This is a genomic window from Pseudomonas sp. Hz4 (genome assembly GCF_054898165.1).
Map to the genome: position 1 here is coordinate 4,440,508 of NZ_CM142719.1, position 25,362 is coordinate 4,465,869.

Annotated in this window: 28 protein-coding genes; all 28 read right to left on the minus strand. The window is 59.6% G+C overall.

Annotated features, from left to right (window positions below; translation table 11 throughout):
* Positions 1–41: 41 nt before the first annotated feature.
* Positions 42–1,181, minus strand: coding sequence for a flagellar biosynthesis protein FlhB (gene flhB, locus ACYZTR_RS20240; protein WP_461973486.1), 1,140 nt, complete (start codon positions 1,179–1,181; stop codon positions 42–44).
* Positions 1,182–1,184: 3 nt separating this feature from the next.
* Complete coding sequence (fliR, locus tag ACYZTR_RS20245) at positions 1,185–1,967, minus strand: flagellar biosynthetic protein FliR (protein WP_461973487.1); 783 nt, start codon at positions 1,965–1,967, stop codon at positions 1,185–1,187.
* 3 nt (positions 1,968–1,970) lie between these two features.
* The gene (gene fliQ, locus ACYZTR_RS20250; protein ID WP_461973488.1) at positions 1,971–2,240 is read right to left on the minus strand and encodes a flagellar biosynthesis protein FliQ; all 270 of its coding nucleotides are present in this window, start codon (positions 2,238–2,240) and stop codon (positions 1,971–1,973) included.
* The gene (fliP, locus tag ACYZTR_RS20255; protein ID WP_461973489.1) at positions 2,237–2,995 is read right to left on the minus strand and encodes a flagellar type III secretion system pore protein FliP; all 759 of its coding nucleotides are present in this window, start codon (positions 2,993–2,995) and stop codon (positions 2,237–2,239) included. The genes fliQ and fliP overlap by 4 nt, the downstream gene beginning before the upstream one ends.
* Positions 2,995–3,438, minus strand: a complete 444-nt coding sequence (fliO, locus tag ACYZTR_RS20260) for a flagellar biosynthetic protein FliO (RefSeq protein ID WP_461973490.1) — start codon at positions 3,436–3,438, stop codon at positions 2,995–2,997. Before fliO ends, fliP begins: the two co-directional genes overlap by 1 nt.
* Positions 3,439–3,897: a flagellar motor switch protein FliN gene (gene fliN / locus ACYZTR_RS20265; RefSeq protein ID WP_415770617.1), complete on the minus strand. Its 459-nt coding sequence runs from the start codon at positions 3,895–3,897 to the stop codon at positions 3,439–3,441.
* 68 nt (positions 3,898–3,965) lie between these two features.
* Positions 3,966–4,934: a flagellar motor switch protein FliM gene (gene fliM / locus ACYZTR_RS20270; RefSeq protein ID WP_461973491.1), complete on the minus strand. Its 969-nt coding sequence runs from the start codon at positions 4,932–4,934 to the stop codon at positions 3,966–3,968.
* Positions 4,935–4,943: 9 nt separating this feature from the next.
* The gene (gene fliL / locus ACYZTR_RS20275) at positions 4,944–5,444 is read right to left on the minus strand and encodes a flagellar basal body-associated protein FliL (RefSeq protein WP_461973492.1); all 501 of its coding nucleotides are present in this window, start codon (positions 5,442–5,444) and stop codon (positions 4,944–4,946) included.
* A 234-nt stretch (positions 5,445–5,678) separates the two neighbouring features.
* Positions 5,679–7,037 carry a flagellar hook-length control protein FliK gene (locus ACYZTR_RS20280; protein WP_461973493.1) on the minus strand — a complete coding sequence of 453 codons (1,359 nt, stop codon included), beginning with the start codon at positions 7,035–7,037 and terminating at the stop codon, positions 5,679–5,681.
* Positions 7,038–7,142: 105 nt separating this feature from the next.
* On the minus strand, positions 7,143–7,490 hold the full coding sequence (locus ACYZTR_RS20285) for an Hpt domain-containing protein (protein ID WP_461973494.1): 348 nt from the start codon (positions 7,488–7,490) through the stop codon (positions 7,143–7,145).
* A gap of 30 nt (positions 7,491–7,520) precedes the next feature.
* On the minus strand, positions 7,521–9,227 hold the full coding sequence (locus tag ACYZTR_RS20290) for an ATP-binding SpoIIE family protein phosphatase (protein WP_461973495.1): 1,707 nt from the start codon (positions 9,225–9,227) through the stop codon (positions 7,521–7,523).
* 5 nt (positions 9,228–9,232) lie between these two features.
* Positions 9,233–9,538: an STAS domain-containing protein gene (locus ACYZTR_RS20295; protein ID WP_461973496.1), complete on the minus strand. Its 306-nt coding sequence runs from the start codon at positions 9,536–9,538 to the stop codon at positions 9,233–9,235.
* A 95-nt stretch (positions 9,539–9,633) separates the two neighbouring features.
* Complete coding sequence (fliJ, locus tag ACYZTR_RS20300) at positions 9,634–10,083, minus strand: flagellar export protein FliJ (RefSeq protein ID WP_461965183.1); 450 nt, start codon at positions 10,081–10,083, stop codon at positions 9,634–9,636.
* A 6-nt stretch (positions 10,084–10,089) separates the two neighbouring features.
* Positions 10,090–11,448 carry a flagellar protein export ATPase FliI gene (fliI, locus tag ACYZTR_RS20305; protein WP_461973497.1) on the minus strand — a complete coding sequence of 453 codons (1,359 nt, stop codon included), beginning with the start codon at positions 11,446–11,448 and terminating at the stop codon, positions 10,090–10,092.
* Positions 11,438–12,247 (minus strand): flagellar assembly protein FliH, encoded by an 810-nt coding sequence (fliH, locus tag ACYZTR_RS20310; RefSeq protein WP_461973498.1) that lies wholly within the window; start codon positions 12,245–12,247, stop codon positions 11,438–11,440. Before fliH ends, fliI begins: the two co-directional genes overlap by 11 nt.
* Positions 12,248–12,254: 7 nt before the next feature.
* Positions 12,255–13,274 (minus strand): flagellar motor switch protein FliG, encoded by a 1,020-nt coding sequence (fliG, locus tag ACYZTR_RS20315; protein WP_282377484.1) that lies wholly within the window; start codon positions 13,272–13,274, stop codon positions 12,255–12,257.
* The gene (gene fliF, locus ACYZTR_RS20320; RefSeq protein WP_461973499.1) at positions 13,267–15,054 is read right to left on the minus strand and encodes a flagellar basal-body MS-ring/collar protein FliF; all 1,788 of its coding nucleotides are present in this window, start codon (positions 15,052–15,054) and stop codon (positions 13,267–13,269) included. The genes fliG and fliF overlap by 8 nt, the downstream gene beginning before the upstream one ends.
* A gap of 15 nt (positions 15,055–15,069) precedes the next feature.
* Positions 15,070–15,399, minus strand: coding sequence for a flagellar hook-basal body complex protein FliE (fliE, locus tag ACYZTR_RS20325; RefSeq protein WP_095127774.1), 330 nt, complete (start codon positions 15,397–15,399; stop codon positions 15,070–15,072).
* Positions 15,400–15,544: 145 nt separating this feature from the next.
* A complete protein-coding gene (gene fleR / locus ACYZTR_RS20330) occupies positions 15,545–16,930 on the minus strand; it encodes a sigma-54-dependent response regulator transcription factor FleR (protein WP_461973500.1) in 1,386 nt (461 codons plus the stop codon).
* Positions 16,931–16,935: 5 nt separating this feature from the next.
* Entirely contained in the window at positions 16,936–18,141 is a 1,206-nt protein-coding gene (locus ACYZTR_RS20335) for a sensor histidine kinase (protein ID WP_461979814.1), read from the minus strand.
* Between the two features lie 128 nt (positions 18,142–18,269).
* Positions 18,270–19,745 (minus strand): sigma-54 dependent transcriptional regulator, encoded by a 1,476-nt coding sequence (locus ACYZTR_RS20340; protein WP_449642404.1) that lies wholly within the window; start codon positions 19,743–19,745, stop codon positions 18,270–18,272.
* A gap of 174 nt (positions 19,746–19,919) precedes the next feature.
* Complete coding sequence (locus ACYZTR_RS20345; protein ID WP_046054272.1) at positions 19,920–20,216, minus strand: hypothetical protein; 297 nt, start codon at positions 20,214–20,216, stop codon at positions 19,920–19,922.
* A gap of 10 nt (positions 20,217–20,226) precedes the next feature.
* Positions 20,227–20,622: a flagellar export chaperone FliS gene (gene fliS, locus ACYZTR_RS20350; protein ID WP_461973501.1), complete on the minus strand. Its 396-nt coding sequence runs from the start codon at positions 20,620–20,622 to the stop codon at positions 20,227–20,229.
* A 131-nt stretch (positions 20,623–20,753) separates the two neighbouring features.
* Positions 20,754–22,172, minus strand: coding sequence for a flagellar filament capping protein FliD (gene fliD / locus ACYZTR_RS20355; protein WP_461973502.1), 1,419 nt, complete (start codon positions 22,170–22,172; stop codon positions 20,754–20,756).
* Positions 22,173–22,252: 80 nt separating this feature from the next.
* Positions 22,253–22,615, minus strand: coding sequence for a flagellar protein FlaG (locus tag ACYZTR_RS20360; RefSeq protein WP_461973503.1), 363 nt, complete (start codon positions 22,613–22,615; stop codon positions 22,253–22,255).
* A 72-nt stretch (positions 22,616–22,687) separates the two neighbouring features.
* Positions 22,688–23,539: a flagellin domain-containing protein gene (locus ACYZTR_RS20365; protein WP_461973504.1), complete on the minus strand. Its 852-nt coding sequence runs from the start codon at positions 23,537–23,539 to the stop codon at positions 22,688–22,690.
* A 243-nt stretch (positions 23,540–23,782) separates the two neighbouring features.
* Positions 23,783–24,049 carry a hypothetical protein gene (locus ACYZTR_RS20370; protein WP_461973505.1) on the minus strand — a complete coding sequence of 89 codons (267 nt, stop codon included), beginning with the start codon at positions 24,047–24,049 and terminating at the stop codon, positions 23,783–23,785.
* Positions 24,046–25,338 (minus strand): motility associated factor glycosyltransferase family protein, encoded by a 1,293-nt coding sequence (locus tag ACYZTR_RS20375; protein ID WP_461973506.1) that lies wholly within the window; start codon positions 25,336–25,338, stop codon positions 24,046–24,048. Before ACYZTR_RS20375 ends, ACYZTR_RS20370 begins: the two co-directional genes overlap by 4 nt.
* Between the last annotated feature and the right edge of the window lie 24 nt (positions 25,339–25,362).

Sequence of the window (25,362 nt, forward strand, 5' to 3'; positions counted from 1 at the left end):
CGCCTGAACCGGCGCCTTCGCGGGCACTACCCGCACAAAACTCAGGAATCGCGCCGCAAGTCCGGTGGTATCGGCAGATCGCCCTTGAGCGGATCCGGGCGCTTGCCCTTGCCGGCGCGGTGCTGGCGGATCTGGTAGACGTAAGCGAGCACCTGGGCGACGGCAAGATAGAGCCCGCCAGGGATTTCCTGATCAAGTTCGGTGGAGTAGTAGATCGAACGCGCCAGCGCCGGCGACTCAAGCAACAGCACGTCGTTGGCCACAGCGATTTCACGGATTTTCAAGGCCAGGAAGTCGCTGCCCTTGGCGATCAGCATCGGCGCCCCGCCCTTGTCCGGATCGTACTTAAGCGCTACGGCGTAGTGGGTCGGGTTGGTGATGACCACATCGGCGTCGGGGATCGCCGCCATCATCCGGCGCTGGGACATGTCGCGCTGTAGCTGGCGAATCCGTTGCTTGACCTCCGGCCGCCCTTCCTGATCTTTATGCTCGTCACGCACTTCCTGCTTGGTCATCAGCAGTTTCTTGTGACTCTCCCAGAGCTGCACCGGCACGTCCACCGCAGCGATGATGATCAGCCCGCAAGCCATCCACAAAGTGCTCCAGCCGACCACTTGCAGGCTGTGAATAATCGCCTGGTCCAGCGGTTCGTGCGCAATGCGCAACAGGTCGTCGATGTCGGCGGACAACACTGCCAGAGCTACGAATAACACGATCAGGAATTTTGCAAAGGCTTTGATCAGTTCCACCAGGGCCTTGGTGGAGAACATCCGCTTGAGACCGCTGAGGGGATTCATGCGGCTGAATTTGGGCGCCATGGTGCTGGCCGAGAACAGCCACCCCCCCAGAGAAATAGGGCCTATCAACGCCGCCAGCACTAGGGAAATCATGATGGGCTGAATCGCCCACAAGGCAATCTGCCCGGAGTGCAACAGGTAGGTCGCCATCGAGCGCTGATCCAGAATCACTTCCCGTGACAGCGAGAAGTTCATGCGCATCAGCTCCATCAGATCCTGAGCCAGGGCACCGCCAAAAATCAGCAACGCGCTGGCACCGATGAGCATGATCGCCAGCGTATTGAGCTCCTTGGAGCGGGCAATCTCGCCCTTCTCACGGGCGTCCTTCTTCTTTTTCTCCGTGGGGTCTTCTGTTTTGTCCTGACCGCTTTCGCTCTCGGCCATGGCTCAGCTCGCCCGTGCCATTTCGCGTAAAAACTGCAGGGCCTCGGAGGCCAGCGGTTGATACTGATTGAGAATGTCCGCCAGCCCAACCCAGACGATGAACAGTCCGAGCACCAGCGTCAGCGGGAAGCCGATGGAAAAGATGTTGAGTTGCGGCGCCGCCCGGGTCATCACCCCAAACGCAATGTTTACCACCAGCAACGCGGTGATCGCCGGCAGCACCAGCAGCAGTGCAGCGCCAAGCACCCAGCCGAGCTTGCCCGCCAGCTCCCAGAAATGATTGACCATCAACCCGCTACCGACCGGCAATGTGGTGAAGCTTTCGGTGAGGACTTCGAAAACCACCAGGTGGCCGTTCATGGACAGAAACAACAGCGTCACCAGCATGGTGAAGAACTGCCCGATCACCGCCACAGACACACCGTTGGTAGGGTCGACCATAGACGCGAAGGCCATACCCATCTGGACGGCAACAATTTGTCCCGCCACCACAAAAGCCTGAAAGAACAGCTGCAAGGAGAATCCGAGCACCCCGCCCACGAGGATCTGCTCGGCAATCAGCAGCAGGCCGCTCAAGTCCAACACACTGACCGGTGGCATGGGGGGTAGACCGGGAGCGATGACCACGGTAATGGCCACCGCGAAATATAGACGGACCCGCCGGGGCACCAGAGTCGTACCGAACACCGGCATGAGCATCAGCAACGACCCGACGCGAAACAGCGGCAACATGAAGGTCGCCACCCAAGTACCGATCTGGGTATCGGTTAGCTGGAGCAGTGACATGGCTTAACCGATGACCTGAGGAATGCTGCCGTACAACTGCAGGATGTATTCCATGAAGGTCTGCACCAGCCAGGGGCCAGCGACGATCAGCGTCACCAGCATCACCAGCAGGCGCGGCAGGAAGCTCAGGGTCTGTTCGTTGATCTGGGTGGCGGCCTGGAACATCGCCACCAGCAGGCCCACGATCAAACTCGGGATCACCAGCACAGCGACCAACAGGGTGGTCAGCCAGAGCGCTTCCCGAAAGATGTCTACCGCCACTTCCGGCGTCATGGCGATACACCGCCGAAGCTGCTAGCCAGTGTGCCGATGATCAACGCCCAGCCATCCACCAACACGAACAGCATGATCTTGAATGGCAGAGAAATGATCAGCGGCGACAGCATCATCATCCCCATGGCCATCAGAACGCTCGCCACGACCATATCTATAATCAGGAACGGTATGAAGATCATGAAGCCAATCTGGAACGCGGTTTTCAGCTCGGAGGTCACGAAGGCCGGCACCAGAATGGTCAGCGGCGCCTGATCCGGCGAGGCGATGTCGGTACGCTTGGACAGGCGCATGAACAGCTCAAGGTCGCTGCTGCGTGTCTGCGCAAGCATGAAGTCCTTGATCGGCACCTGAGCCTTGGCCACAGCATCCTGGGCGGTCAGTTTTTCCGCCAGATACGGTTGCAAGGCATCTTGATTAACACGGTCGAACACCGGCGCCATGATGAACAGCGTCAGGAACAGCGCCATGCCTGTGAGGATCTGGTTAGACGGTGTCTGCTGCAGGCCCAGGGCCTGTCGCAGGATCGAGAAGACGATGATGATCCGGGTGAAACTGGTCATCAGCATGACGAACGCCGGGATAAAACTCAGCGCGGTCATGATCAGCAGAATTTGCAGGCTGACCGAATATTCCTGAGCGCCTTCGGCATTGGTACCCAGGGTGATCGCCGGGATCGACAACGGATCGGCGGCGAACGCCAGCGGCGCGGCCAGCATCAGGGCCAGCGTCAAGACGATGCGTAACGCACCCATTACTTCTTATCCTTCTGATCCTTGCCCATCAGCTCCATCAGGCGCTGGGCAAACTCCGGGGTCGCTTTCTCGGTGACCGGCACTTGCACCGGTTCTTTGAGCACATGCAACGCAGTGATGGTGCCGGGGCTCAGACCGAGCAGAATCTGCTCGTTGCCGACTTGCACCAGCATCAAACGGTCACGCGGGCCCAGAGCGCGGGAGCCGATCAACTCGATCACCTGCCCTTTGCCGGCCGGCCCGGCCTGTTGCACCCGACGCAGTAACCAGGCTAGGAAGAAGATCAACCCCAGCACCAGCAGCAAACCGAACACCAACTGTGTCAATTGCCCGCCCACGCCACTGCTGACCGCGGGTGCGGCGGCGGTGGCAGCCGTCGCCACCGGCTCGGCAGCCAGAACGCTGAACGGCAAGGCAAAAAGAACGCCCAGAACCTTTTTCACTTAGCGCAGCTTCTTGATGCGTTCGCTTGGGCTGATCACGTCGGTCAGGCGGATGCCGAACTTCTCGTTGACCACCACCACTTCACCGTGAGCGATGAGCGTGCCGTTGACCAGCACGTCCAGCGGTTCACCGGCCAGACGATCGAGCTCGATCACCGAACCCTGGTTGAGTTGCAGCAGGTTACGGATGTTGATGTCGGTGCTGCCGACTTCCATGGAAATCGACACCGGAATGTCGAGAATCACGTCCAGGTTCGGACCGTCCAGGGTGACTGGATTGTTGTTTTTCGGCACGCTGCCGAATTCTTCCATCGGCAGACGGTTGGACGGCGAACTGGCGGCGTCGGCGGCCAGCAAGGCGTCGATGTCGTCCTGCCCGGCATCGCCGGTTTCTTCCAGGGCAGCCGCCCATTCATCGGCCAGCGCCTGGTCGTCCTGGGTGTTCATGTCATTAGCCATCATTTGTCCTCGGCGGGCGACCATTCAATTAGAAGCGGTCAGTCAAAAAGCGAATTGGGGGGCGCCGCTCAGCGGCGCTCGATCGGCTCGATCACTTGCAACGCGAGGTTGCCTTTGTGCGAGCCCATCTTGACCTTGAACGCAGGCACGCCGTTGGCGCGCATGATCATCTCTTCCGGCATTTCGATCGGGATAATGTCCCCCGGCTGCATGTGCAGAATGTCCCGCAGGCGCAACTGACGACGGGCAACCGTGGCACCGATCGGTACGTCAACGTCCAGCACGTCCTGGCGCAAGGCATTGACCCAGCGCTCGTCCTGATCGTCGAGGTCCGACTGGAAGCCGGCGTCGAGCATTTCGCGTACCGGTTCGATCATCGAGTACGGCATGGTCACGTGCAGGTCGCCGCCGCCGCCATCGAGTTCGATGTGGAACGTCGACACCACAACGGCTTCGCTCGGACCGACGATGTTGGCCATGGCCGGGTTCACTTCCGAGTTGATGTACTCGAAGTTCACTTCCATGATCGCCTGCCAGGCTTCCTTCAAATCGACGAAGGCCTGCTCCAGCACCATGCGCACCACACGCAGTTCGGTCGGGGTGAATTCACGCCCTTCGATCTTGGCGTGGCGGCCGTCGCCGCCGAAGAAGTTGTCCACCAGCTTGAACACCAGTTTGGCGTCGAGGATGAACAGCGCGGTGCCGCGCAACGGTTTGATCTTGACCAGGTTGAGGCTGGTCGGCACGTAAAGAGAGTGTACGTATTCGCCGAACTTCATCACCTGCACGCCACCGACAGCAACGTCCGCCGAGCGGCGCAGCATGTTGAACATGCTGATGCGGGTGTAGCGGGCGAAACGCTCGTTGATCATCTCCAGGGTCGGCATGCGTCCACGGACGATGCGATCCTGGCTGGTCAGGTCGTAGCTTTTGACGCTGCCGGGTTCGGCAGCGGTATCGGTCTGCACCAGACCATCGTCGACACCATGCAACAGCGCATCGATCTCATCCTGGGACAGCAGGTCCTGCACGGCCATGTCGTGTTCCTACTGCAGTACGAAATTAGTGAAAAGCAACTGTTCGATGACCACTTTGCCGAGTTCTTTCTGCGCCACTTCCTGGACGCTGGCCGTGGCTTTCTGACGCAGCATTTCCTGGCCGACTGGCGACGCCAGGGTGGCGAAGTCCTGGCCGGAGAACAGCATGACCAGGTTATTGCGGATGACCGGCATGTGGACTTTGAGCGCTTCCAGATCAGCCTGATTGCGACCCTGCAGGGTGATGCTCACCTGCATGTAGCGCTGACGACCGCTCTGGCTGTAGTTGGCCACGAAGGCCGGAGCCATGGGCTCGAAAATCGCTGGCTGCTTGCCGAGCGGGGCGGTTTCGGCCGTCGCGGCAGGCTTGCTCTGGGCGCTGTGCATGAAGAACCAGGTCGCCCCCACAGACAAACCGATCGCCAGCAGCAGGGCCACCACGATCACGATGATCAGCTTGAGTTTGCCTTTGGTTGCGGGGTCTTTTACTGCTGCTTCGCTCTTCGCCATGCCAATAATCCGTCACTATTCGGGTTTTCACAGTCGCACGGCAAGGCAAGAGCAAGTGTTATGCCAGAAGTGTCTGAGGGAAAACCGGAAGGACAGTTTGATCGTTCCCACGCTCTGCGTGGGAATGCAACCCGTGACGCTCCGCGTCACATGCAACAGCGGACGCGGAGCGTCCATTGAGGCATTCCCACGCAGACGGTTCGACGCCTCGACGTGGGAGCGATCGGAGAGAAATCAGGCGTAGTAGTCGACTGCGCTGGAACCAATCACGCTGGTGGTGCTGGCCGCAACTTCGGCAACGCTAACCGCAGCCTCGTCGTCCATGGAATCGAGGCGACCACCGCTGGCGTTGGCACGCCCGCCCTGGCCTTGGCCCTGTTGAGCCTGATCCTGCCCCTGACCTTGCCAGCCACGGGACTGGTCGGACACATTGACGTCGATCTGGCCCATGCCCTGCTGCGCAAACATGTCACGCAAGCGATGCATTTGCCCGTCCAGCGCTTCGCGAACGCTTGGATGGGCGCTCATGAAAGTCACCTGAGTCTGCTGATCCGGAACCATGTTCACCCGAATGTCCAGGCGTCCCAGTTCGGCCGGTTGCAACTGGATGTCGGCCGCCTTGAGATTGGCACTGGACAGGTACATGACCCGGTTCACCACTTCTTCGGTCCAGCCGCTCTGGTGCATGGCGATTGGCTGGTTCACCGGCAAGGCATTGGCGGTTTTCGGCGTGGCCGCCTGGGTCAGCGCCGCCAGACGGTTGGCAAAATCATCGACCCGGGTATCGCTGGTCGCGGACTTCAGATCCTTGAGACCGTCATCGATAAGACCGCTGAAGGCCTTGTCGCCGCCCTGGCCGGTGCTGTCCTTGTCGGCTTGCACGTCGAGCATGCTCGCCATGCCCGCGGCAAAATTCTGCGCCGAGGTCGATTCGCCGTCAGCCTGAGCCTGGGTCGAGGTCGGTGCCGCTTTGGGCTGAGCCTGGCTGGAAGCGGAAACGTGACCGCTCTGCTCCATGGCCATGCGCACGGCTGGCAGGGCGTCGAGGGGATCGGCTTCGGGGTCAAAATCGGTGTCAGTGGTTGCGGCGGGAAAGATTGCCGCTGTAACGGCCGCAGCAATTGGCGCTTCGACCTGCGCGGCGACTACCACTGGCGGAGTCGTCGGCACTGGCGCTGCCGGCTGGGCTGCCTGCATCAATACAGGATCGAGAGTCGGGTCAACAAGCGCGGCATCGGCGACCGACGCTTCAGCAGAATCCGAGGCTTCATCGCTGGCAGCCTTGTCGTCAGCCGGCGCCGGTTTATCGGCGGGCAAGGATTTGCCGCTATCGGCAACCGCGGGTTCCGGGGCGGCAGACTTGTCGTTGTCGACGTCCTTTTTGCCGGGGCTGTCGGGGGTTCTATCGCGTATTGGTTTGGCCGATCCCTCACCCTCCGCAGAGGGTTTGTTCCGGGCTTGATTGGCGTAGACCTGAGCGAAGCTGGACGCCATGTCCCCAGGCTCAGCGGCCAGCGCCGGTGTATTGGCGGAGGCAGCTTGAGTCTTGGCCTGCGCGGCGGCCTGAAGCAGCATGTTGGGGGTAACGGGCATGGAACGGTCTCCGCTGCACTGGGATCGTAGGTACAGTTGACGGAGATCACTGCAAGGGTCGCGCCAGGTTTGAGTAACAGACGCTAAAAGCGCCGGACGGTCGTCTCAATCAGCAAGAGAACGCTGGCGCTCGGCCTCATAGAGCGGTCGAACAATGGCGAACTCTTCGTCAATTTCTCCCACCAGTTTTTCAATTCCGGCAAGGCTTTCTTGCTTGGCGCGTTGTTCCAGCTCATTGCACAACTCAGTCAGGCGAATGGCGCCCATGTTGCTGCTACTGCCTTTGAAACTATGGGCAGCATTCATGAGTTGCGCGGCATCTTCGGCGTTACGCAAGATGCACAAACGCTCTTCGGAATCGGCGATGAAGGTCTCCAGCAACGCCGGATACTCATCCTCCATGACCTCTTGCAACGCGTTCAGCACGTCGCGGTCCACGTGTGTGTCAGCCACTTGCTCACTCCTTGATCAAGAATGCGTGGATTATGCCAGAGCCTCCCAGAAAAATTCCACGCGGGCGCTTCGACCATCGTCCGACCAACTCGCGTTGTGGCCCAATTGACGGATCAGACTGACACCACGTCCCGACAGACGGACGCCATCGACGGGCTGCGCCATCACTCGCGCGACATCGAACCCCTTGCCACTGTCTTCGACCCGAACCGTCAGGCAGCCGCCCTCGCCCCTCGGGACAACCTGCAAATGCACCCGAACGAAGCCGTCCTGCAAATCGTCCAGGCGCGTTTTGCGCTGTTGATAATAACGGGTAAAACCCGCGGCATCGCGCTTGAGCGCCGAATCCAGCCCCAGCACGCCATGCTCCAGGGCGTTGGAATACAGTTCGGCCAAAACACTGTAGAGCGCCCCGCTCTGAGCCCGCAGACCGTGGACCTCAAGCAGCAACTGCAGAAGATACGGCAGTGGATTGAAACGTCTGAGTGTGGCGGCGCGACATTCGAAACTCACTGACCAGTCCAGCGGGCAGGACTGGCCGCTGTCGGAATACACCAGCGCCGGCGGGCTCAGTTGCGCGGCGTCCAGCAGACTGACCTCGACCATGCTCACGTCATCGCGGGCCTCGCCACGAAAGTCCTGCAACGCCTGCTCGATCTCTTCGAACAACTCATCACGCTGACGATTGGCCGCAAACACCTGCTGCAATCGCTCCACACCAAACAACTGTTCGTTGGCATCGCAGGTATCGATCACCCCATCGGACAACAGGAAGACCCGATCCCCAACCGCCATCGGAAACACCTCGGTGCGGTCATCAAACGATTGTGGGTTCAGCACGCCGAGCGGCAAATGCCGAGCCTTCAGCGCCGTGCGCTGACCACTGGCGATGCTGTGCAGGTACCCGTCCGGCATCCCGCCGTTCCAGACCTCCACCGAACGTCGCTGAAAACTCAGGCACAGCAGCGTTGCACAACAGAACATGTCCACCGGCAGGATGCGCTTGAGCTTGGCATTCATCTCGCGCAAGGTTTCGGACAGGCCATAACCCTTGGCGGTCATGCCGTAAAAGACTTCGGCCAGGGGCATCGCACCGACCGCGGCTGGCAATCCATGGCCGGTGAAATCACCGAGCAGCACATGCATGTCACCGGCCGGGGTAAACGCAGCCAGCAGCAGATCGCCGTTGAACAGCGCATAAGGCGATTGCAGGTAACGGATATTGGGTGCATTCAGGCAGCCGGAGTGGGCCACCTTATCGAACACGGCCTTGGCCACCCGCTGCTCGTTGAGCAGGTAGTCGTGGTGCCTGGCGATCTGGTCACGCTGCTGCAACACCGTGGCCTGCAACCGCCGCAAGCGATCCATCGCCTTGATCTTGGCGGCGAGGATCACCTGGTTGTAGGGCTTTGCCAGAAAGTCGTCGCCCCCAGCCTCCAGACAGCGGGCCAGCGCTTCGCTTTCGGTCAGCGAGGTGAGGAAGATGATCGGCACCAGGGTTTCCCCGGCCAATACCTTGATCTGTCGCGCCGCCTCGAAACCGTCCATCACCGGCATCATGGCGTCCATGAGTACCAGATGCGGTCGCTGCTGGCGAAACGCGTCAACGGCTTCGGCACCATTGGCGGCCGTCAGCACCTCATGCCCCTGGCGACGGACAATGGTCGACAGCAGCATGCGATCGGCCGCGCTGTCTTCAGCGATCAGGATCGTCAGCGGCTCGAACAAGGACTGCATGGCGGTCACGCCACGTCGAAGATTTGTTCAAAGTTGGAGATGGCGAGGATCTTGCGCACATCTGCATTAGCGTTGGTCAACGTGATCTCGGCACTTTCGCCACCCGCGTGATCACGCAATAGCAACAACATGCCGAGCGCTGAGCTGTCGAGGTAGGTAGCGTCCTTCAAGTTCACTTCGAAGGAGTCGGGTTTTGGCTCAAGATTCTCATAGGACTCACGAAATTCCTGATGCTTGGCAAAATCGAATCGTCCCTTGATCGAAATCGTCAGCTTTTGCCCATCTTGAGATACTTCTGTAACAACTGACATTGAACGGCTTCCTTGTCATGGGTGAGCGTACGTGTACAAGGTTTAGCATCTGCCGGGGACTGGAGCAAGGCACGAAATTGTTGAGCGCTGCCCGATCAGTAAGGATCCTGACGCGGTAACCGCTGGGACAACTCATCCAGCAGCTTTTGCTCGCGCCGGTCTTCCAGCCGCCGCGCCTCATCCATGTAGCGCGACACCAGTTTGCGCAAGCCTTCGACCCGGGCATAAGCCTGTTGCCAGGTTTCGCGCGCTTTGTTCAGATTGTTTTGATGCCACACGAGGCTTTGTCGCTGCTGGTCGATGGCGGTACCCAGTTGCGCAAGGAAGCCTTGATAACCCAGCAGCCATTGGCCCGACACGCCACTGCTGCCGCGCACGATCCATTGCTCCTGATAGTCGAGGCGAAAGGCTTCGAGGTCGGCGAGTTTACTTTCTGCCAGACGGACCTGCCCCTGGAAGTGCCCCAGGCGCTGGACCGCGGTTTTCTCGACCTTTTCAGCCATTTCGACCACGGGGGCCAGGCGTGATGCTCGGCTCTGGGCCATGGCCGGTTACCCGCCGGCTGCGGGGGCGAAGATCGAGCCGAGATAGGCTTCGCTTTCGCCCAGGCTGATGCTGTCGTTCAGGCCCTGGCGCAGGTATTTGACCAACTGCGGTTGCAGGGAGATCGCCAGATCGGTTTCCCGATCACCACCCGCAACGTAGGCGCCGACGCTGATCAGGTCTCGACTCTGTTGATAACGCGACCACAGCTGCTTGAAATACTGGGCGCGAGTCATGTGCTCCGGCGAGACTACCGACGGCATGACCCGGCTGATGGACGCTTCGATATCGATGGCCGGGTAATGACCTTCCTCGGCCAGGCGCCGGGACAGCACGATGTGCCCATCGAGCACGCCCCGCGCGGCGTCGGCAATCGGATCCTGCTGGTCATCGCCTTCGGACAATACGGTGTAGAACGCAGTGATCGAACCGCCGCCCTTCTCGGCATTACCGGCCCGCTCAACCAGTTTCGGCAGCTTGGCGAACACCGATGGCGGATAACCCTTGGTCGCCGGCGGCTCGCCGATGGCCAGGGCGATTTCCCGCTGGGCCTGGGCGAAACGAGTCAGGGAGTCCATGAGCAACAGGACGTTTTTGCCCTTGTCACGGAAATACTCGGCGATTCGCGTGCAGTACATGGCCGCGCGCAGACGCATCAGCGGCGCATCGTCCGCCGGGGACGCCACGACGACAGAACGCTTGAGCCCTTCTTCACCGAGGATGTGCTCGATGAACTCTTTAACTTCACGACCCCGCTCACCGATCAACCCGACGACGATGATGTCGGCCTCGGTGAAGCGGGTCATCATGCCCAGCAGCACACTCTTGCCCACGCCAGTACCGGCGAACAGGCCAAGACGCTGGCCGCGACCGACCGTCAGCAAACCGTTGATGCTGCGAATACCCACGTCCAGCGGCTCGCTGATCGGTTCGCGCTTGAGCGGGTTGATGGTCGGGCCGTCCATCGGCACCCAATCTTCGGCCTTCATCCCGCCCTTGCCGTCCAGCGCGCGACCGGCGCCATCGAGCACGCGCCCGAGCATGCTCATGCCCATCGGCAGACGACCGGTATCAGCCAGAGGCACCACACGGGCACCGGGAGCGATGCCGGCCACGCTGCCGACTGGCATCAGAAACACTTTGCTGCCGGAGAAGCCCATGACTTCGGCTTCGACTTGCACCGGGTGATAACTGTCGTCATTGATGACCATGCAGCGGCTGCCCATGGCGGCGCGCAAGCCCTCGGCTTCGAGGGTCAGGCCGACCATGCGCAGCAAGCGGCCTTCAAGGATCGGCGCGCCTGCAAGCGTAGCGACCTCGGCGTAGCTGCCGAGACGCTTGGCGAAGCTGGTGCGATCAAGGCGCATCGGGATCGTCCAGTTCGGGTTCAACCGGCGCGATCGCGGGCTTGTCGTCAATCGGCAGTTCCAGGCTCAGGTCCGGCGCGGCCGGGTGCAATGCCTGTTCGTGCAACTGATCGAACAGCTTGTCCATGACCCGCGCAACGCGGGTTTCGACCGTGGCGTCGATACGACTGTGTTCAGTCTCGACCCGGCAACCGCCGGGCAACAACGCCTCGTCCTCGACGATGCGCCAGGTTTCTTCATGGCGTTCGCGCAGGGCTTTGACCTGTTCGAAATCTTGCGGATTGATGTACAGCCGCACATTGCCCACGCCCAGCGGCAAGAGCTTGAGAGCCTCACGCATGACGTGTTCGATCTGCGTCGAGTCGATGGCCAGTTCGCGCTGAATCACCTGTTTGGTGATGTGCTGCACAAGGTCGACCAGAGACTTTTCGATCAGGGTGTCCTGTTCGGCAATGGGCTCGAACAGATGCCCCATCAGTTGCTCCAGAGCGGCAATCTTGGCGGTCAGCGCCACTTCGGCTTCCTGACGGACCTTGAGCGTGGTGCTGTGAAAACCTTCTTTCTCGCCCGTGGCGAAGCCTTCGTTGTAGGCCTCCTGGCGAATGCTTTCGAGCTCTTCGAGGGTCAGTGGCTGGACTTCTTCCAGCGGCACTTCTTCCATTTCCGGAGGCTCGGGCTCAGGTTCCGGCTCGGGCTCCGGCACAAAAGGGTCGAAACTGGGCAGCGACCAGACGTCAAAACCACCGACGTCCTTGGCACGGATCAGGTCGGTGTTGGACTCATCATGTTTGGACGACATAGTGACCTTAGATCATCTCTTCGCCGCCCTTCCCGCCGAGAACGATTTCTCCGGCTTCGGCCATACGGCGGGCAATGGTGAGGATTTCTTTCTGCGCGGTTTCCACGTCGCTGACACGCACCGGGCCTTTGGCCTCGAGGTCGTCGCGCAACAGTTCGGCCGCCCGTTTGGACATGTTCTTGAAGATCTTCTCTTTGACGCCTTCGTCCGAACCCTTGAGGGCCAGCACCAGCACGTCGGAGGACACTTCGCGCAGCAGCGCCTGAATCCCGCGATCGTCGACATCGGACAGGTTGTTGAACACGAACATGAGGTCTTCGATTTGACCGGACAGGTCTTCGTCGACTTCGCGGATCGAGTCCATCAGCTGACCTTCGATCGAGCTGTCGAGGAAGTTCATGATATCTGCCGCACGCTTGATGCCACCCAGGGTGGTGCGCGCAGCATTCGAGTTGCCGGAGAACTGCTTCTCGAGAATCTGGTTGAGTTCTTTCAGGGCCGCAGGCTGCACAGTGTTCAGCGAGGAAACCCGCAGAATGATGTCCAGACGCACTTTATGGTCGAAGTTGCCCAGCACTTCACCGGCCTGGTCCGGATCGAGGTACGCCACGACGATCGCCTGGATCTGCGGGTGCTCGTAACGAATCACGTCGGCGACGGCGCGCGGCTCCATCCACTTCAAGCTGTCGAGGCCGCTGGTGTTGCCGCCCAGCAGGATGCGGTCGATCAGGCCGTTGGCCTTGTCTTCGCCCAGTGCCTGGGTGAGCATTTTGCGCACGTAGTCGTCGGAGCCGACGCCGAGGCTGGTCTGGTCGCCGACGATGTCGACGAACTCGCTCATCACCTGCTCGACTTGCTCGCGGTGCACGTTACCCATTTGTGCCATGGCCACACCCACACGCTGGACCTCTTTGGGCCCCATGTGGCGCAGCACCTGGGCGGCGTCGGTTGAACCCAGCGACAGCAGCAGAATCGCGGCTTTGTCGACCTTGGACAGTTTGGCGGCAACGGCTCGGTTATCACTCATCTGCGTTAATCCACTCTTTCACGACCTGGGCCACGCGACCCGGATCTTCTGCCACCAGGCTCTTGATTGCGTTCAACTGTGCGTCATAGCCTTCGCTCGGGCTCGGCAGCAGGATGCTGGTCGGGCCACCGAGGCTGACGCGGTCATTGGCCAGTTCGCCGTCCAGACCGCCCATGCCACCCAGTTCGACGTCGCTACCCAAACCTGCCAGCTGCTTGCCTTTGCCGCCGCCGGTGATGTTGTTGAGCACCGGACGCAGCACACCGAACACCAGCACCAGGATGAACAAGACACCCAGCACTTGTTTGACGATGTCCCAGAACCATGGCTGGGAGTAGAACGCAATATCGGCAATCACTTCACCGCGCTCGGCGGAGAACGGCATGTTGATCACGCTGACGCTGTCGCCACGGCTGGCGTCGAAGCCGACCGCGTCCTGTACCAGACGGGTGAAGCGCGCCAGTTCATCGGCGGTCCACGGCGCGCGGCTGGTTTCACCGTTGGCCGCGTTGATCTTGACCTGGTCGTCCACCACCACGGACACCGACAGGCGATTCAAACGACCCTGCTGTTGTTTGGTGTGGCTGATGGAGCGGTCAAGCTCGAAGTTCTTGGTGGATTGTTGACGCTTGTCGGCCGGGTACGGTGCGAGCATGGGCTGGCCGGTGGCCGGGTCCATGATTTGCTGACCGTTGGCATCAATCAATGGCTGGCCTGGCTGCACCATGCCGGCCGACGCGGTAGCGCCACCGGTGGTTTGCGGCGCGGAGGCTGGCGCTGGTGGCTGGTTGCTCAAAGCACCCGGCACACCTTGCGGGCCATTGCTGGCGGTGCGTTGTTCATTGACCGACTGCTCGCTGCGCAAGGCAGGTTGATCCGGGTTGAACTGCTCGGAGGTCGACTCGACAGCACTGAAATCCACGTCGGCCGAGACTTCGGCTTTATAGCGATCGTTGCCCAGCACCGGTTGCAGGATGTTGTGCACGCGCTGAGTGAGCATGCTTTCCATGCGGCGGCTGTAATCGAATTGCTTGCCGGCCATGGTCAGTTCGGAGTTCTCCGCCTGATCGGAGAGCAAGGTGCCCTTCTGATCGACGACGGTGATCTGGGATTTGCTGAGTTCGGGAACGCTGGTGGCCACCAGGTTGATGATCGCCAGCACCTGGCCAGGCTCCAGCGAGCGGCCGGAATACAGCTCCACCAGAACCGAAGCGCTCGGCTTGCGCTCGTCGCGCACGAACACCGAACTCTTCGGAATCGCCAAGTGCACGCGGGCACCCTTGACGTTGTTCAGGCTGGAAATGGTGCGGGCCAGTTCGCCTTCGAGACCGCGACGATAACGGGTCGCCTCCATGAACTGGCTGGTACCCAGGCCCTGGTCCTTGTCGAGGATTTCAAAACCGATGTTGCCGTCGCTGGGAGTGACACCAGCGCCCGCGAGTTTGATTCGCGCACGGGACAGGTCATCGGCCTTGACCAGCAAGGCACCGGAATTCGGTTCAACGGTATAGGGAATATCGGCTGCAGCCAGCGTATCCATGACCTGCTTGGCGTCCATACCGGCAAGGCTGCCGTACAGAGGCCGGTAGTCCGGTTGCTGGGACCACAACACCACGGCGAAGCCAATCGCCACGCTCGCCGCCAGGCCGACCAACAGGCCCACCTGACGCAACATGGTCATCTCGGAGAGGTTTTCCAGGAAGGACAACCCGAACAGCGGCGGCTTGCCGTCTATTGGAGTGGTCTTGGCCGGAACATTATCGGCGACTGCTTCTGCCATGACTCAATCTCGTCCTTAAACCGGCATCTGCATGATGTCTTGGTATGCCTGAACCAGTTTGTTGCGCACTTGGGTCAACGCTTGAAAAGACACGCTGGCCTTCTGCGAGGAAATCATCACGTCCGTCAGGTCGACGCCGCTCTTGCCGATCTCGAAGGCACTGGCCAACTGACTGGACGCCTGCTGGGTGTCGTTCACTTTATTGACGGCCTGACCGAGCATGTCGGAAAAGCTGCTGCCACCCAGTTGAGGGACGGCGGCAGTCGATTTCGACGCAGACATGGCATCCATTTGCATGGAGCGCATGTCCAGCATCAATCGATTGAATTCAATACCTTGGCTCATGGTTTCTCTCTTTGACGAGCTACGTCTTTGGCGACCCGCATTTTTTTGACACTCACTCGGCGGGTAGTGAGGTGTTAGCAACAAGGGTGCCAGCTCCGTGGCCGCTCTAAACAAAAGCCGTCCCGGGCTTTGCATGGCTAACGAATCAGGTGGCGAACAAATAAGCTTCCACGTCCATTCCGGCATCACGCATCTGCGCCAGCTTGTAACGCAGGGTGCGCGGACTGATGCCCAAACGCTCGGCGGCCTCTTTGCGACGGCCGCGCTCGGAGCGCAAGGTGTCGATGATCATCTGGAATTCACGGCGACGCAGGTCATCACCCAATGCCCCGGCCGGCACGGATTCGACCTCCACGGCTCGCACGGACGTCGGCACCAAGGCTGGCAACGGCGCACAGGCGACCGGCCCGGCCAGGCAGAAATCCTCAGGCTGTATCAAACCGCCCTGCTGCAGGATCAGCGCCCGTTGAATCGCGTTATCCAGTTCACGCACATTACCCGGCCACGGATAACCTATCAGGCACGCCTGTGCCTCTGGCGACAGCCTTGCCGCGGCATGCTTCATTTTATTGACGTACTTGGCCAGCAGACGCTCGGCCAGCGGCAGGATGTCGGCGGTACGCTCGCGCAACGGACGCCAGGCCAGCGGAAACACCGACAGGCGATAGTAAAGGTCTTCGCGGAAACGCCCCGCGGCCACTTCCCCCGCCAGGTCACGGTTGGTGGTCGCGACGACCCGAATGTCCAGCGTGATCGGCTTGCGCGCCCCGACCCGCTCGACTTCGCGCTCTTGCAACACGCGCAGCAACTTGGCCTGGAGGCCCAGTGGCATTTCGGAAATTTCGTCGAGCAGGATGGTCCCGCCATCAGCCTGTTCGAACTTGCCGGCCTGAGCCGCGATGGCGCCTGTGAACGAGCCCTTCTCATGACCGAACAGCGTGGCCTCGAGCATGTTGTCGGGGATGGCTGCGCAGTTGATCGCAATGAACGGCTGACTGGCACGATGGGAGTGCTGATGAATGTAACGCGCCAGCACTTCTTTGCCGGTCCCGGACTCGCCGGAGATCAATACCGTGGAATCACTGCGCGCCACTCGCGCAGCCAGTTCCAGCAATTGCGCACTGGCCGGCTCGAACGCTACAGGCCCCTCGCCCTCGGTCGCGCCGAGACTGCCCAGCGCATGTCGCGCCACCAGATCGAGCAACGCCTTGGGCTCGAACGGTTTGACCAGGTAATCCGCCGCGCCTTGTCGCATCGCATCGACTGCCCGCTCCACGGCGCCGTGAGCCGTCATCAGCAACACCGGCAGCTGCGGCTGACGAGCGCGCAGCAATCCGAGCAGTTGATGGCCGTCCATGCCCGGCATGTTGACGTCACTCAGTACCAGGTTGAACGCCTCGGCACCGACCGCCGCCAGCGCTTCTTCCGCCGAACCGACGGCTTTGAAATCGTGCCCGGCGAGCAATAGCGTATCGGCCAATGCTTCGCGTAGTGCGCGGTCATCCTCGACCAGTAAAACCTTGATTGCCATGTCCTTCACTCCGCGCCCTGAGCGCCGGGCTTTTCACCCGAAAAAAGCGGCAGGATCACCTGCGCACATGTGCCGCGACCCAGCCGCGAGCGCAGCTGCAATTCTCCCTGATGCGCACGTGCCACTGCCTTGACCACGGTCAGGCCGAGGCCGGTTCCGGTGGTTTTAGTGGTAAAGAAGGGTTCACCCAGGCGCGCCAGAACTTTCGTATCGATGCCGCTACCGCTGTCGCTGACCGATACACGCAGGTTGTTGTCACGGGTATAGAAATGGACTTTCAAACGAACGTCGCCGGCACTGGCCTGGATGGCGTTCTCGATCAGGTTCAGGATCGCCCCGACCAGTGTGTCGCGATTGCACAGCAACTCGCCGGAATGACTGTCGCATTGCCAGCGAATCGGCAAGTCCTGCACATGGGTCAGTGCGGCCGCCTGCAGCGACTGCATCAGCACTCTGGGCGTCACGCGATCGGTCAGCGGCAGCTCGCCGCGAGCGAACACCAGCATGTCACGAACCTGATGCTCCAGCTCATGCAGACGCTCTTTCAGGCGCCCGGCAAAACGTTGCTGGGTTTCAACCGGCAACGCCTGCTCGGTCAAATGACTGGCGTAGAGCAAGGCGGCGGATAAGGGTGTACGAATCTGATGAGCCAGCGAGGCAACCATCCGGCCGAGGGACGAGAGTCGTTCGTGGCGGGCCAGTTGATCTTGCAGATGACGGGTTTCAGTCAGGTCGTTGAGCAACACCAACTGGCCGGGCTCGGCATCCAGCGAGCGAGTGGCGATCGACAAGCGCCGACCGTCCTTGAGAGAGATTTCATGGCCGTCGTCCTCACGAGGCGCAAAGCAGCGGGCAATGACATGGCGCCACAACTCGCCTTCGAGGGGCAGGCCGAGCAGTTCGCAGGCAGCGGGGTTGGCTTCGCGCACGATGCCTTGGGCGTCGATAACGATGACACCGCCGGGCAAAAGGTCGAGGAGGTTTTGCAGCCGGTTGGCCAAGCGCTCTTTTTCCGCCAGCTCCTGCATGCGCTGAGCGCTGACCACCGCCAGCTCACCCTTGAGCTCAGTGACCCGGGCCTCAAGCATGCTGTAAGAGTCGGTCAATTGGCTCGACATTTGGTTGAACAGCGTAAACGCCTGCTCAAGACCAAGCCGGCTCGCCTGCTCTACGGACGACGGTTGCCCCGAAGCGTCAGGGACAGGAGACATCTGGGCGGCTTGGGGCATCGTGCTCTCTCGCTTGGCTGACCGTCAGTTAAACGGAACGTTGCGAGGGACGTAGCAATACCCGTGCCTAAAAAAAACCACCCATAAATGAAGGACTTGAAAAACAGGCGTCAATCATCCGCCTGTTCATCACCGTCACGACGGCTCATACCGTACTTGCGCATCTTCTCTACCAGTGTGGTGCGACGAATTCGAAGCCGCTCTGCTGCGCGAGCGACGATGCCATTGGCATCATCCAGCGCTTGCTGAATCAGCCCTTGTTCCAGACCACCGAGGTAGTCCTTCAGGTCCAGGCCTTCCGGCGGCAGCAGGGCGCCGGCAGAGAAATCCGGGGTGTGACCGTTGATGGCCACCCGCTCTTCGAGATCACTGCGCAGGCTGTCGACCAACTGCTCGTCCTCATCGTCGACGTAACGGAATTTCTTCGGTAACTCGACCACGCCGATCACGCCGTACGGATGCATGATCGCCATGCGCTCCACCAGGTTGGCGAGTTCGCGAACGTTGCCCGGCCAACCGTGACGGCACAGCGACATGATCGCCGCGGAATTGAAACGGATCGAACCACGCTTCTCGTGCTCCATGCGCGAGATCAACTCGTTCATCAGCAGAGGAATGTCTTCGACACGTTCGCGCAGTGGCGCCATCTCGATCGGGAACACGTTCAGGCGGTAGTACAAGTCTTCGCGGAAGGTGCCGATCTCGATCATGCTTTCGAGATTCTTGTGGGTCGCGGCGATGATGCGCACATCGACGCTCTGGGTCTTGTTGCTGCCCACGCGCTCGAAGGTGCGCTCCTGCAACACGCGCAGCAGCTTGACCTGCATCGGCAGCGGCATGTCACCGATTTCGTCGAGGAACAGGGTGCCGCCGTTGGCCAGTTCGAAACGCCCAGCGCGGCTGGTGATTGCACCGGTGAACGCGCCCTTTTCGTGGCCGAACAGTTCGCTTTCCAGCAACTCGGCCGGGATCGCCCCGCAGTTGACCGGAACGAACGGCGCGTCACGACGCTTGGAGTGATAGTGCAGGTTGCGCGCGACCACTTCCTTGCCAGTCCCGGATTCGCCGAGGATCAGTACGCTGGCGTCGGTGTCGGCGACTTGCTGCATCATCTGACGGACGTGTTGAATCGCCCGACTGGTGCCGACAAGACTACGGAAAAGATTGGGTTCGCGATGACGACCGCGCTCACGGGCCTGGTCGTACATCTCGCGATAGACCTGGGCACGGTGCAGGGAGTCGAGCAATTTGCTGTAGCTGGGTGGCATCTCGAGGGTCGAAAGCACTCGGCGACGCTGGTCTTCTGGCAAGTCAACGGAAGAATTATCGCCCATTAACAAAACCGGAAGGAACTCATCCCAGGTTGAGAGTGTCTTTAACAAGCCCGTCAGTGCGCCAGGTGCATTGACCGTCCCGATGAGGACACAGATCACTTCACGACTTGATGACAATGAGCCGACAGCCTGCTGCCAGTCATGACTACCGCACGGTAAATTTTCTTCGCCAAGAAAATTTAAAATCACGGCCAAGTCGCGGCGACGGACGCTATCGTCATCAATCAGCAGAATTTTGGTTTCACGCCACATGCAATTGCAACTTCCCTAGTCAACTCAATGCCCGAAATGAGGGGGCAAGCTAGACGCTTGCAGACACGTTGATGCCTGTAGACGCCTGAAATGTTCAACCAGCCACTAGTTAAGTCAAAAAACCGCGCACAGTCAAATTTATGGCGCACTCTGTTTGTATTAACTGACGGTTAATCAACCAAACAGATGGTAAACCTTTGCCGCGCTCTGTGCTTGGTGGATCTGCGACATCTCATCGACTATCGCTTGCCTCTCCCCTGTCGCCGCCTCCAGAAGCTGTTTATACACCCCCAGCAACTCCTCAAGGTTATCGCGCAACGCGGCCTCGTCCACCGAAGCTTCACTCAAGACATCTTCCATGCAGGAACGGCAAGCCAGGTCCAATTCACCAATGGCTTCCCAGTTGCGCTCTGCCAAAGCACCGACCAGCCCATCACGGGTTTGTTCGATTCGCTGCAATACAAGACTCATGGTGATCTCCTTAGAACTGCGGACCTGGCGCGGCGATAGCATCCCAACCTTCTTTCACCGTACGAAGCAAACCGGCAACCTCATCGAGAATCCGCGGGTCGCTTTTGATGTTGGCCTCGGCGAGACGCTTCATCATGTAAGCGTAAAGACGATCGAGTTCGCCGACTGTTTCAGCCGCCTTTTCAAGATCCAGACCTTCACGCAATCCGCCGATGATGCCGATCGCCTTGCTGATCGACACACCTTTGCCAGGAATGTCTTTTCGCTCCATCGCACCTTTGGCCTGAGCGATACGATCCAGACCGCCTTCCATCAGCATTTGCACCAGACGGTGCGGACTCGCTTCGGACGTCTGGGCTTGCGCCCCTACCTTCTGGTATTGCCGAAGGGCTAACATCGGATTCATGTTCTACCTCATTGCCACTCAATGACTCGTATGACCAGTGTATCGCCTGCGAATCAAAAAACTTTAGATCAGAAGACAAAAACCCGGCGCACCTGAAAGGGTGTTGCCGGGTTTTTGGCGTCAGCTCATGACTAGTTGGACTTCTGTGCGTTCAACGTCTCAAAGAAGCCAGTAATGTTGCTGGCAGTGGCCTTCATCTGGCCGACCAACAGGTCCATCGCATTGTACTTGGCGGTCAGCGAGGCCGTCAGGTTAGTCACCCGCAGGTCCAGTGCCGACTGCTGACCGCTCAGGTCCTTCTGGACCTTGCTCAGGCTGCTGCTGCGCTGATCGAGGATACCGCCTGTCTGGGAGTAAGGAGTAATCGCAGCCGACATACGAGCCAGCAAACCATTTTTTGCGTCAGTCCCGGTGAACAGGGCCTGCACCGAACTACTCATGCCCGGCTTCGCCATGGCGGCGGTGAACTTGGTAGAGTCGAGGGTCAGCGCGCCAGTCTTCTGGTCGGTCTGGATGCCCAACTGCGACAGTACTGACAACTGGCCGCCCGCCCCAGGCGCCACCAGTTCATTGCGCACGGCAGTGATCAGGTTACGTGGCAGAGAGTCACCGGTCATTGCCGCCCCGATGGTCGGGTTGCCTTCATCATCGAGGCTTGGCTTGGTCAGGGAGCTCAGGGTTTTGATCACGCTGTTGTAAGCATCGACGAACGATTGCAACGAGGTTTTCAGGCCGTCGGAATTGGTACCTACCGTGACCGTTACCGGTGTCGCACTTTCCGCTACCAGCGTCATGCTGATGCCGCCGACCGCCTGGCTGATCGTGTTGCTTTTGCTGGTGACGGTCAGGCCATCAATGGTGACCTTTGCATCCTTGGCCAAACCACCAATGTTGCCGGAAGCCCCGGCGGCTGGAGTGTTCCCCAAACTATTGGTACCGTCGATTTCCAGGCCGGCGATACCGCTGACCTTAAGATCCGAGCCTGCGCCTGTCACCGTTGAACCGATGACCAATCGCGAACCATTGGAATCGGTGACGATGTTGGCGCTGATACCTTTGCCTTGCAGCGTGGTGTTGATCGCGTCACGGGTCGACTGCAAGGTCGCGCCGCTGGCAATGGTCACCGGGTAATCAATACCATTTTGACTGATGTTCAATGTACCAGTCGGAATGGCACTGCTGGCACCGCCGGCAAACGCCGCGCTGGCCACTTTCGAACCGGTTGCCAGGTTGTTTACTACAACGCTATAGCTACCGTTCACCGCCGTGTTATTCGAGGTGACGGTCAACGTCGTCGGCGCGCCCGAAGTCGCGGTAAAACCCGAAAACGCAGGCGCGTCTTTTTTGCCGAGATTCGTCATGGCCGTCTGGAACGCCGCCAGAGCCGATTTCAAAGAACCCGTGGCGGAAATTTTCGCCGTGTTGATCGACGTCTGTTTGGTGATCAGCGTCTGCTTGGCCGACTTGTCGGAATTGACCAGCGCGGTCACGATCGAACCGATGTCGAGGCCGGACCCTAGACCCGAACCCGGTAAAATTGGACTTGCCATGTGCATCTCCCTATCTGTGTGTCGCCGGGCTTTTGACCACTATGCGGCCAATGAACGTACAAACACGTTTCATGCCAGTGTCAGGCTTTCACATCGAACAACACGTTACTGGCGTTATGCAGGCTTTCAGCCAGTTTCATCGCTTCCGCCGACGGAATCTGTCGAATAACTTCACCGGATTCGCTGGCGATCACCTTGACGATGACTTTGCCGGACGATTCATCGATAGAAAACTCCAGATTACGCTTGACCGACTGAACGAACTTTTCGATCTCCTGAACGGCCATTTTCAACTTATCCGAATTGTCAGAATCCGAGCTTTTACCCGTTGCAGCGACAGCCTGGGTGCTTTCGACGCGAGGCTTTTCGGCTGGCTTATCGTTAGTGCTGACCGCCGTTTTCGCGGTCGGGTAAGACAAGTTCAGCTTCACGCTCATGTCCATGACCATCACCTCTTAAACGGAAAAAGCGAGAGAGCACGCAAGCGCACTCCCCCGCCAAAACTCAATCCGAAATTACTGAAGCAGCTTCAGTACAGCGGATGGCAGCTGGTTAGCCTGGGCCAGAACAGCGGTGGAAGCTTGTTGCAGAGTTTGCTGTTTGGTCAGGTTAGCGGTTTCTGCGGCGAAGTCGGTATCTTGTACGCGACCTTGTGCAGCGGTAACGTTTTCAGTGATGTTTTGCAGGTTGGAGATGGTGCTGGTCAGACGGTTTTGCGAAGCACCCAGGTTTGCACGGGTTTTACCGATGGAAGCGATAGCAGCGTCGATCGCGGTGATCGCGTTGTCGATGTTGGTAGCGGCGGCGGCGCTGGTAGCACCGGTCAGAACGGCAGTACCGCTGCCAACCGACAGGCTGACGGCGTCGAACTTGGAGCTCAGGGTCAGGTCGATCTGGTTAGCAGTACCGGTGTTCGAACCCACTTGCAGGGTCATGGTGCCAGCCGAACCGTCCAGCAGGTTTTTGCCGTTCAGGTTGGTCGAAGCCGAGATACGGGTCAATTCGTCAGACATCTGAGCGAATTCGGAGTTGGTTGCAGTCTGGTCAGCAGTACCGTTGGTGCCGTTACGTGCTTGTACAGCCAGTTCACGCATACGTTGCAGAATGTTGGTCGATTCTTGCAGAGCGCCTTCAGCGGTCTGAGCCATCGAAATACCGTCGTTGGCGTTTTTAACTGCAACGTTCTGACCGCGGATCTGGCTGGTCATACGGTTGGAGATTTGCAGGCCGGCAGCGTCGTCTTTAGCGCTGTTGATTTTCAGGCCGGAAGACAGACGAGACATCGAAGTCGACAGAGCGTCGGAAGCGCGGTTCAGGTTTTTCTGAACGTTCAACGACGTGGTGTTGGTGTTTACTGTTAAAGCCATGACGAATTCCTCGTTGGTTGGGTACTGCGGCTTCCGGCCCTGGCAACCGCCGGGTATGGCCTAGAGAACCTTCGTAATAGTTATCGTCGGGAATGCAGGTTGCTTGAGGGCTTTTTAAAAAAATATTGCCATCACACTGCCACCCCCTAAAAAACAAAGGCTTAGCGCCCCTGACCACCCGAAAAATGACGCCATAAAACCGTCCGACGCCCAAACATCCCAACCAGAGCCGTCACCCGGCCTTCAAGCCTGCACGCTTTGCAGCAAATCAACCAATTCGTACTCCATGAAGTCAGCTAGCCCCAGCCAATCCTGGCGCTCCTGACACGCCAGCATCTGCGCGAGCACTTGCGCCCACTTAAGCTGAACCTCCCGGGGCGCCGTCGACACCAGTCGCTGCGCCTCATCGAATACATCAACCATGGTCAACGCCGCTTCGACATCGCGGCCCAGCCGAAACAACCCTGCACACTGGCGGCATTCGTTGATGCATTGCGACAGCGCACTCACTGCACGAACTCCTGATTGAACTGCGTGCCGGCAATCATCGCGCCTGCCCGGCTGCTGTTAAAGAAGCGCACCTCGGGGTGCCCGGCGATGTATCGCTCCAGCTCACACAGGTAGCTGCGGAAATTGAGCTGCGTCCTGACGCGCTCGCCATGCCCGTCGCGCACCCAGTGTCGGGCCAGATTTACCCCAGGTCCCAGATCACCATCGCTCCAGCCGGCATGGGTCTTGTTCATGGGGAAGGCGAAGTCGGCGCCAAACAGGGTAATGCGGTCGGCACCCATCTTCACCGCCAGGTCCACGGCCGGATGAATCACACTGCCGCCCACGTACAGTTGCGCCCTGCTGTGCTGGCGACGCAACGTTGCATAGATCGGGCTGGCCGAGTAACCGCCATAGCGCTTGCCCTTCCAGGCTTTCAACACCTGTGGATCGCTCATGGGCAGGTACACCAGCGGGATGCCGTCAGAGTCCTCGAAGGGCAAATGCCGGAAGCTGATGCGCTGATCGATGCTCACCACCATGTCTGGCTTGATTCCGTGTTCGCGCAACGGTCGATAAGCGGTGTCGACACACATGAACAGAGGTCGCGGCACCTGTTCGCGTATCGCCGCCAACTGCTCGAAATGCCCTTCCAGGCTCGGCCCGGTGCCGATCACATAGATTTCCCGGTCCGCGCACGTACCGAACAGCTGCGCAACATCGTCGTCGGCGAGCAGCACTTCAAGGCTGTCCTGCAAGCGCTGGAGAATCACCGGGGATTGCGGATCGAAATCGCGGTTGTTGAAACTCAGGTGCACTTCACTGACCAGGCGATCGCGAATCTTCGCGTTGAAGTCGTCTGCCAGCACCATCTCGCAGGGCAGCGCAAAAAACGGTGTGTAGATATCCGCCTGATCACCGGCATATAGCAGCTCCACCCGCGGGTCGTCGAGCCATTGCCGCTGGTCAAGCAATTGCAGCACCAACACAAACAGGGCGCCGTTGAGGATGTGTACATACAGCCGCTCAAGCTCGGCACGCTCCAGCAGGACAGTCGGCAAATCGCCGAGGCCAGTGCCATAGACATGCAACTGCGCCTTGCCAGTCGGTAGACTGGCCGCTTGTACGCGGGCTTCATGGACACGATCATGGCGACTGGTGAGCTGAATGCCGCCGATGCTCAGCGTCGAGCCTAGCCCTTCAATCAACTCAACCTGGACCGAAGCACTGTCTTCCAGCATCAATCGGACATGCAGCGCCGGCCAGCGTCGCTCTATCACCTGAGCATTGTCGTCAAAGCTTTTGCTCATGCTGCCTCGCTCTTCTTACAGGCA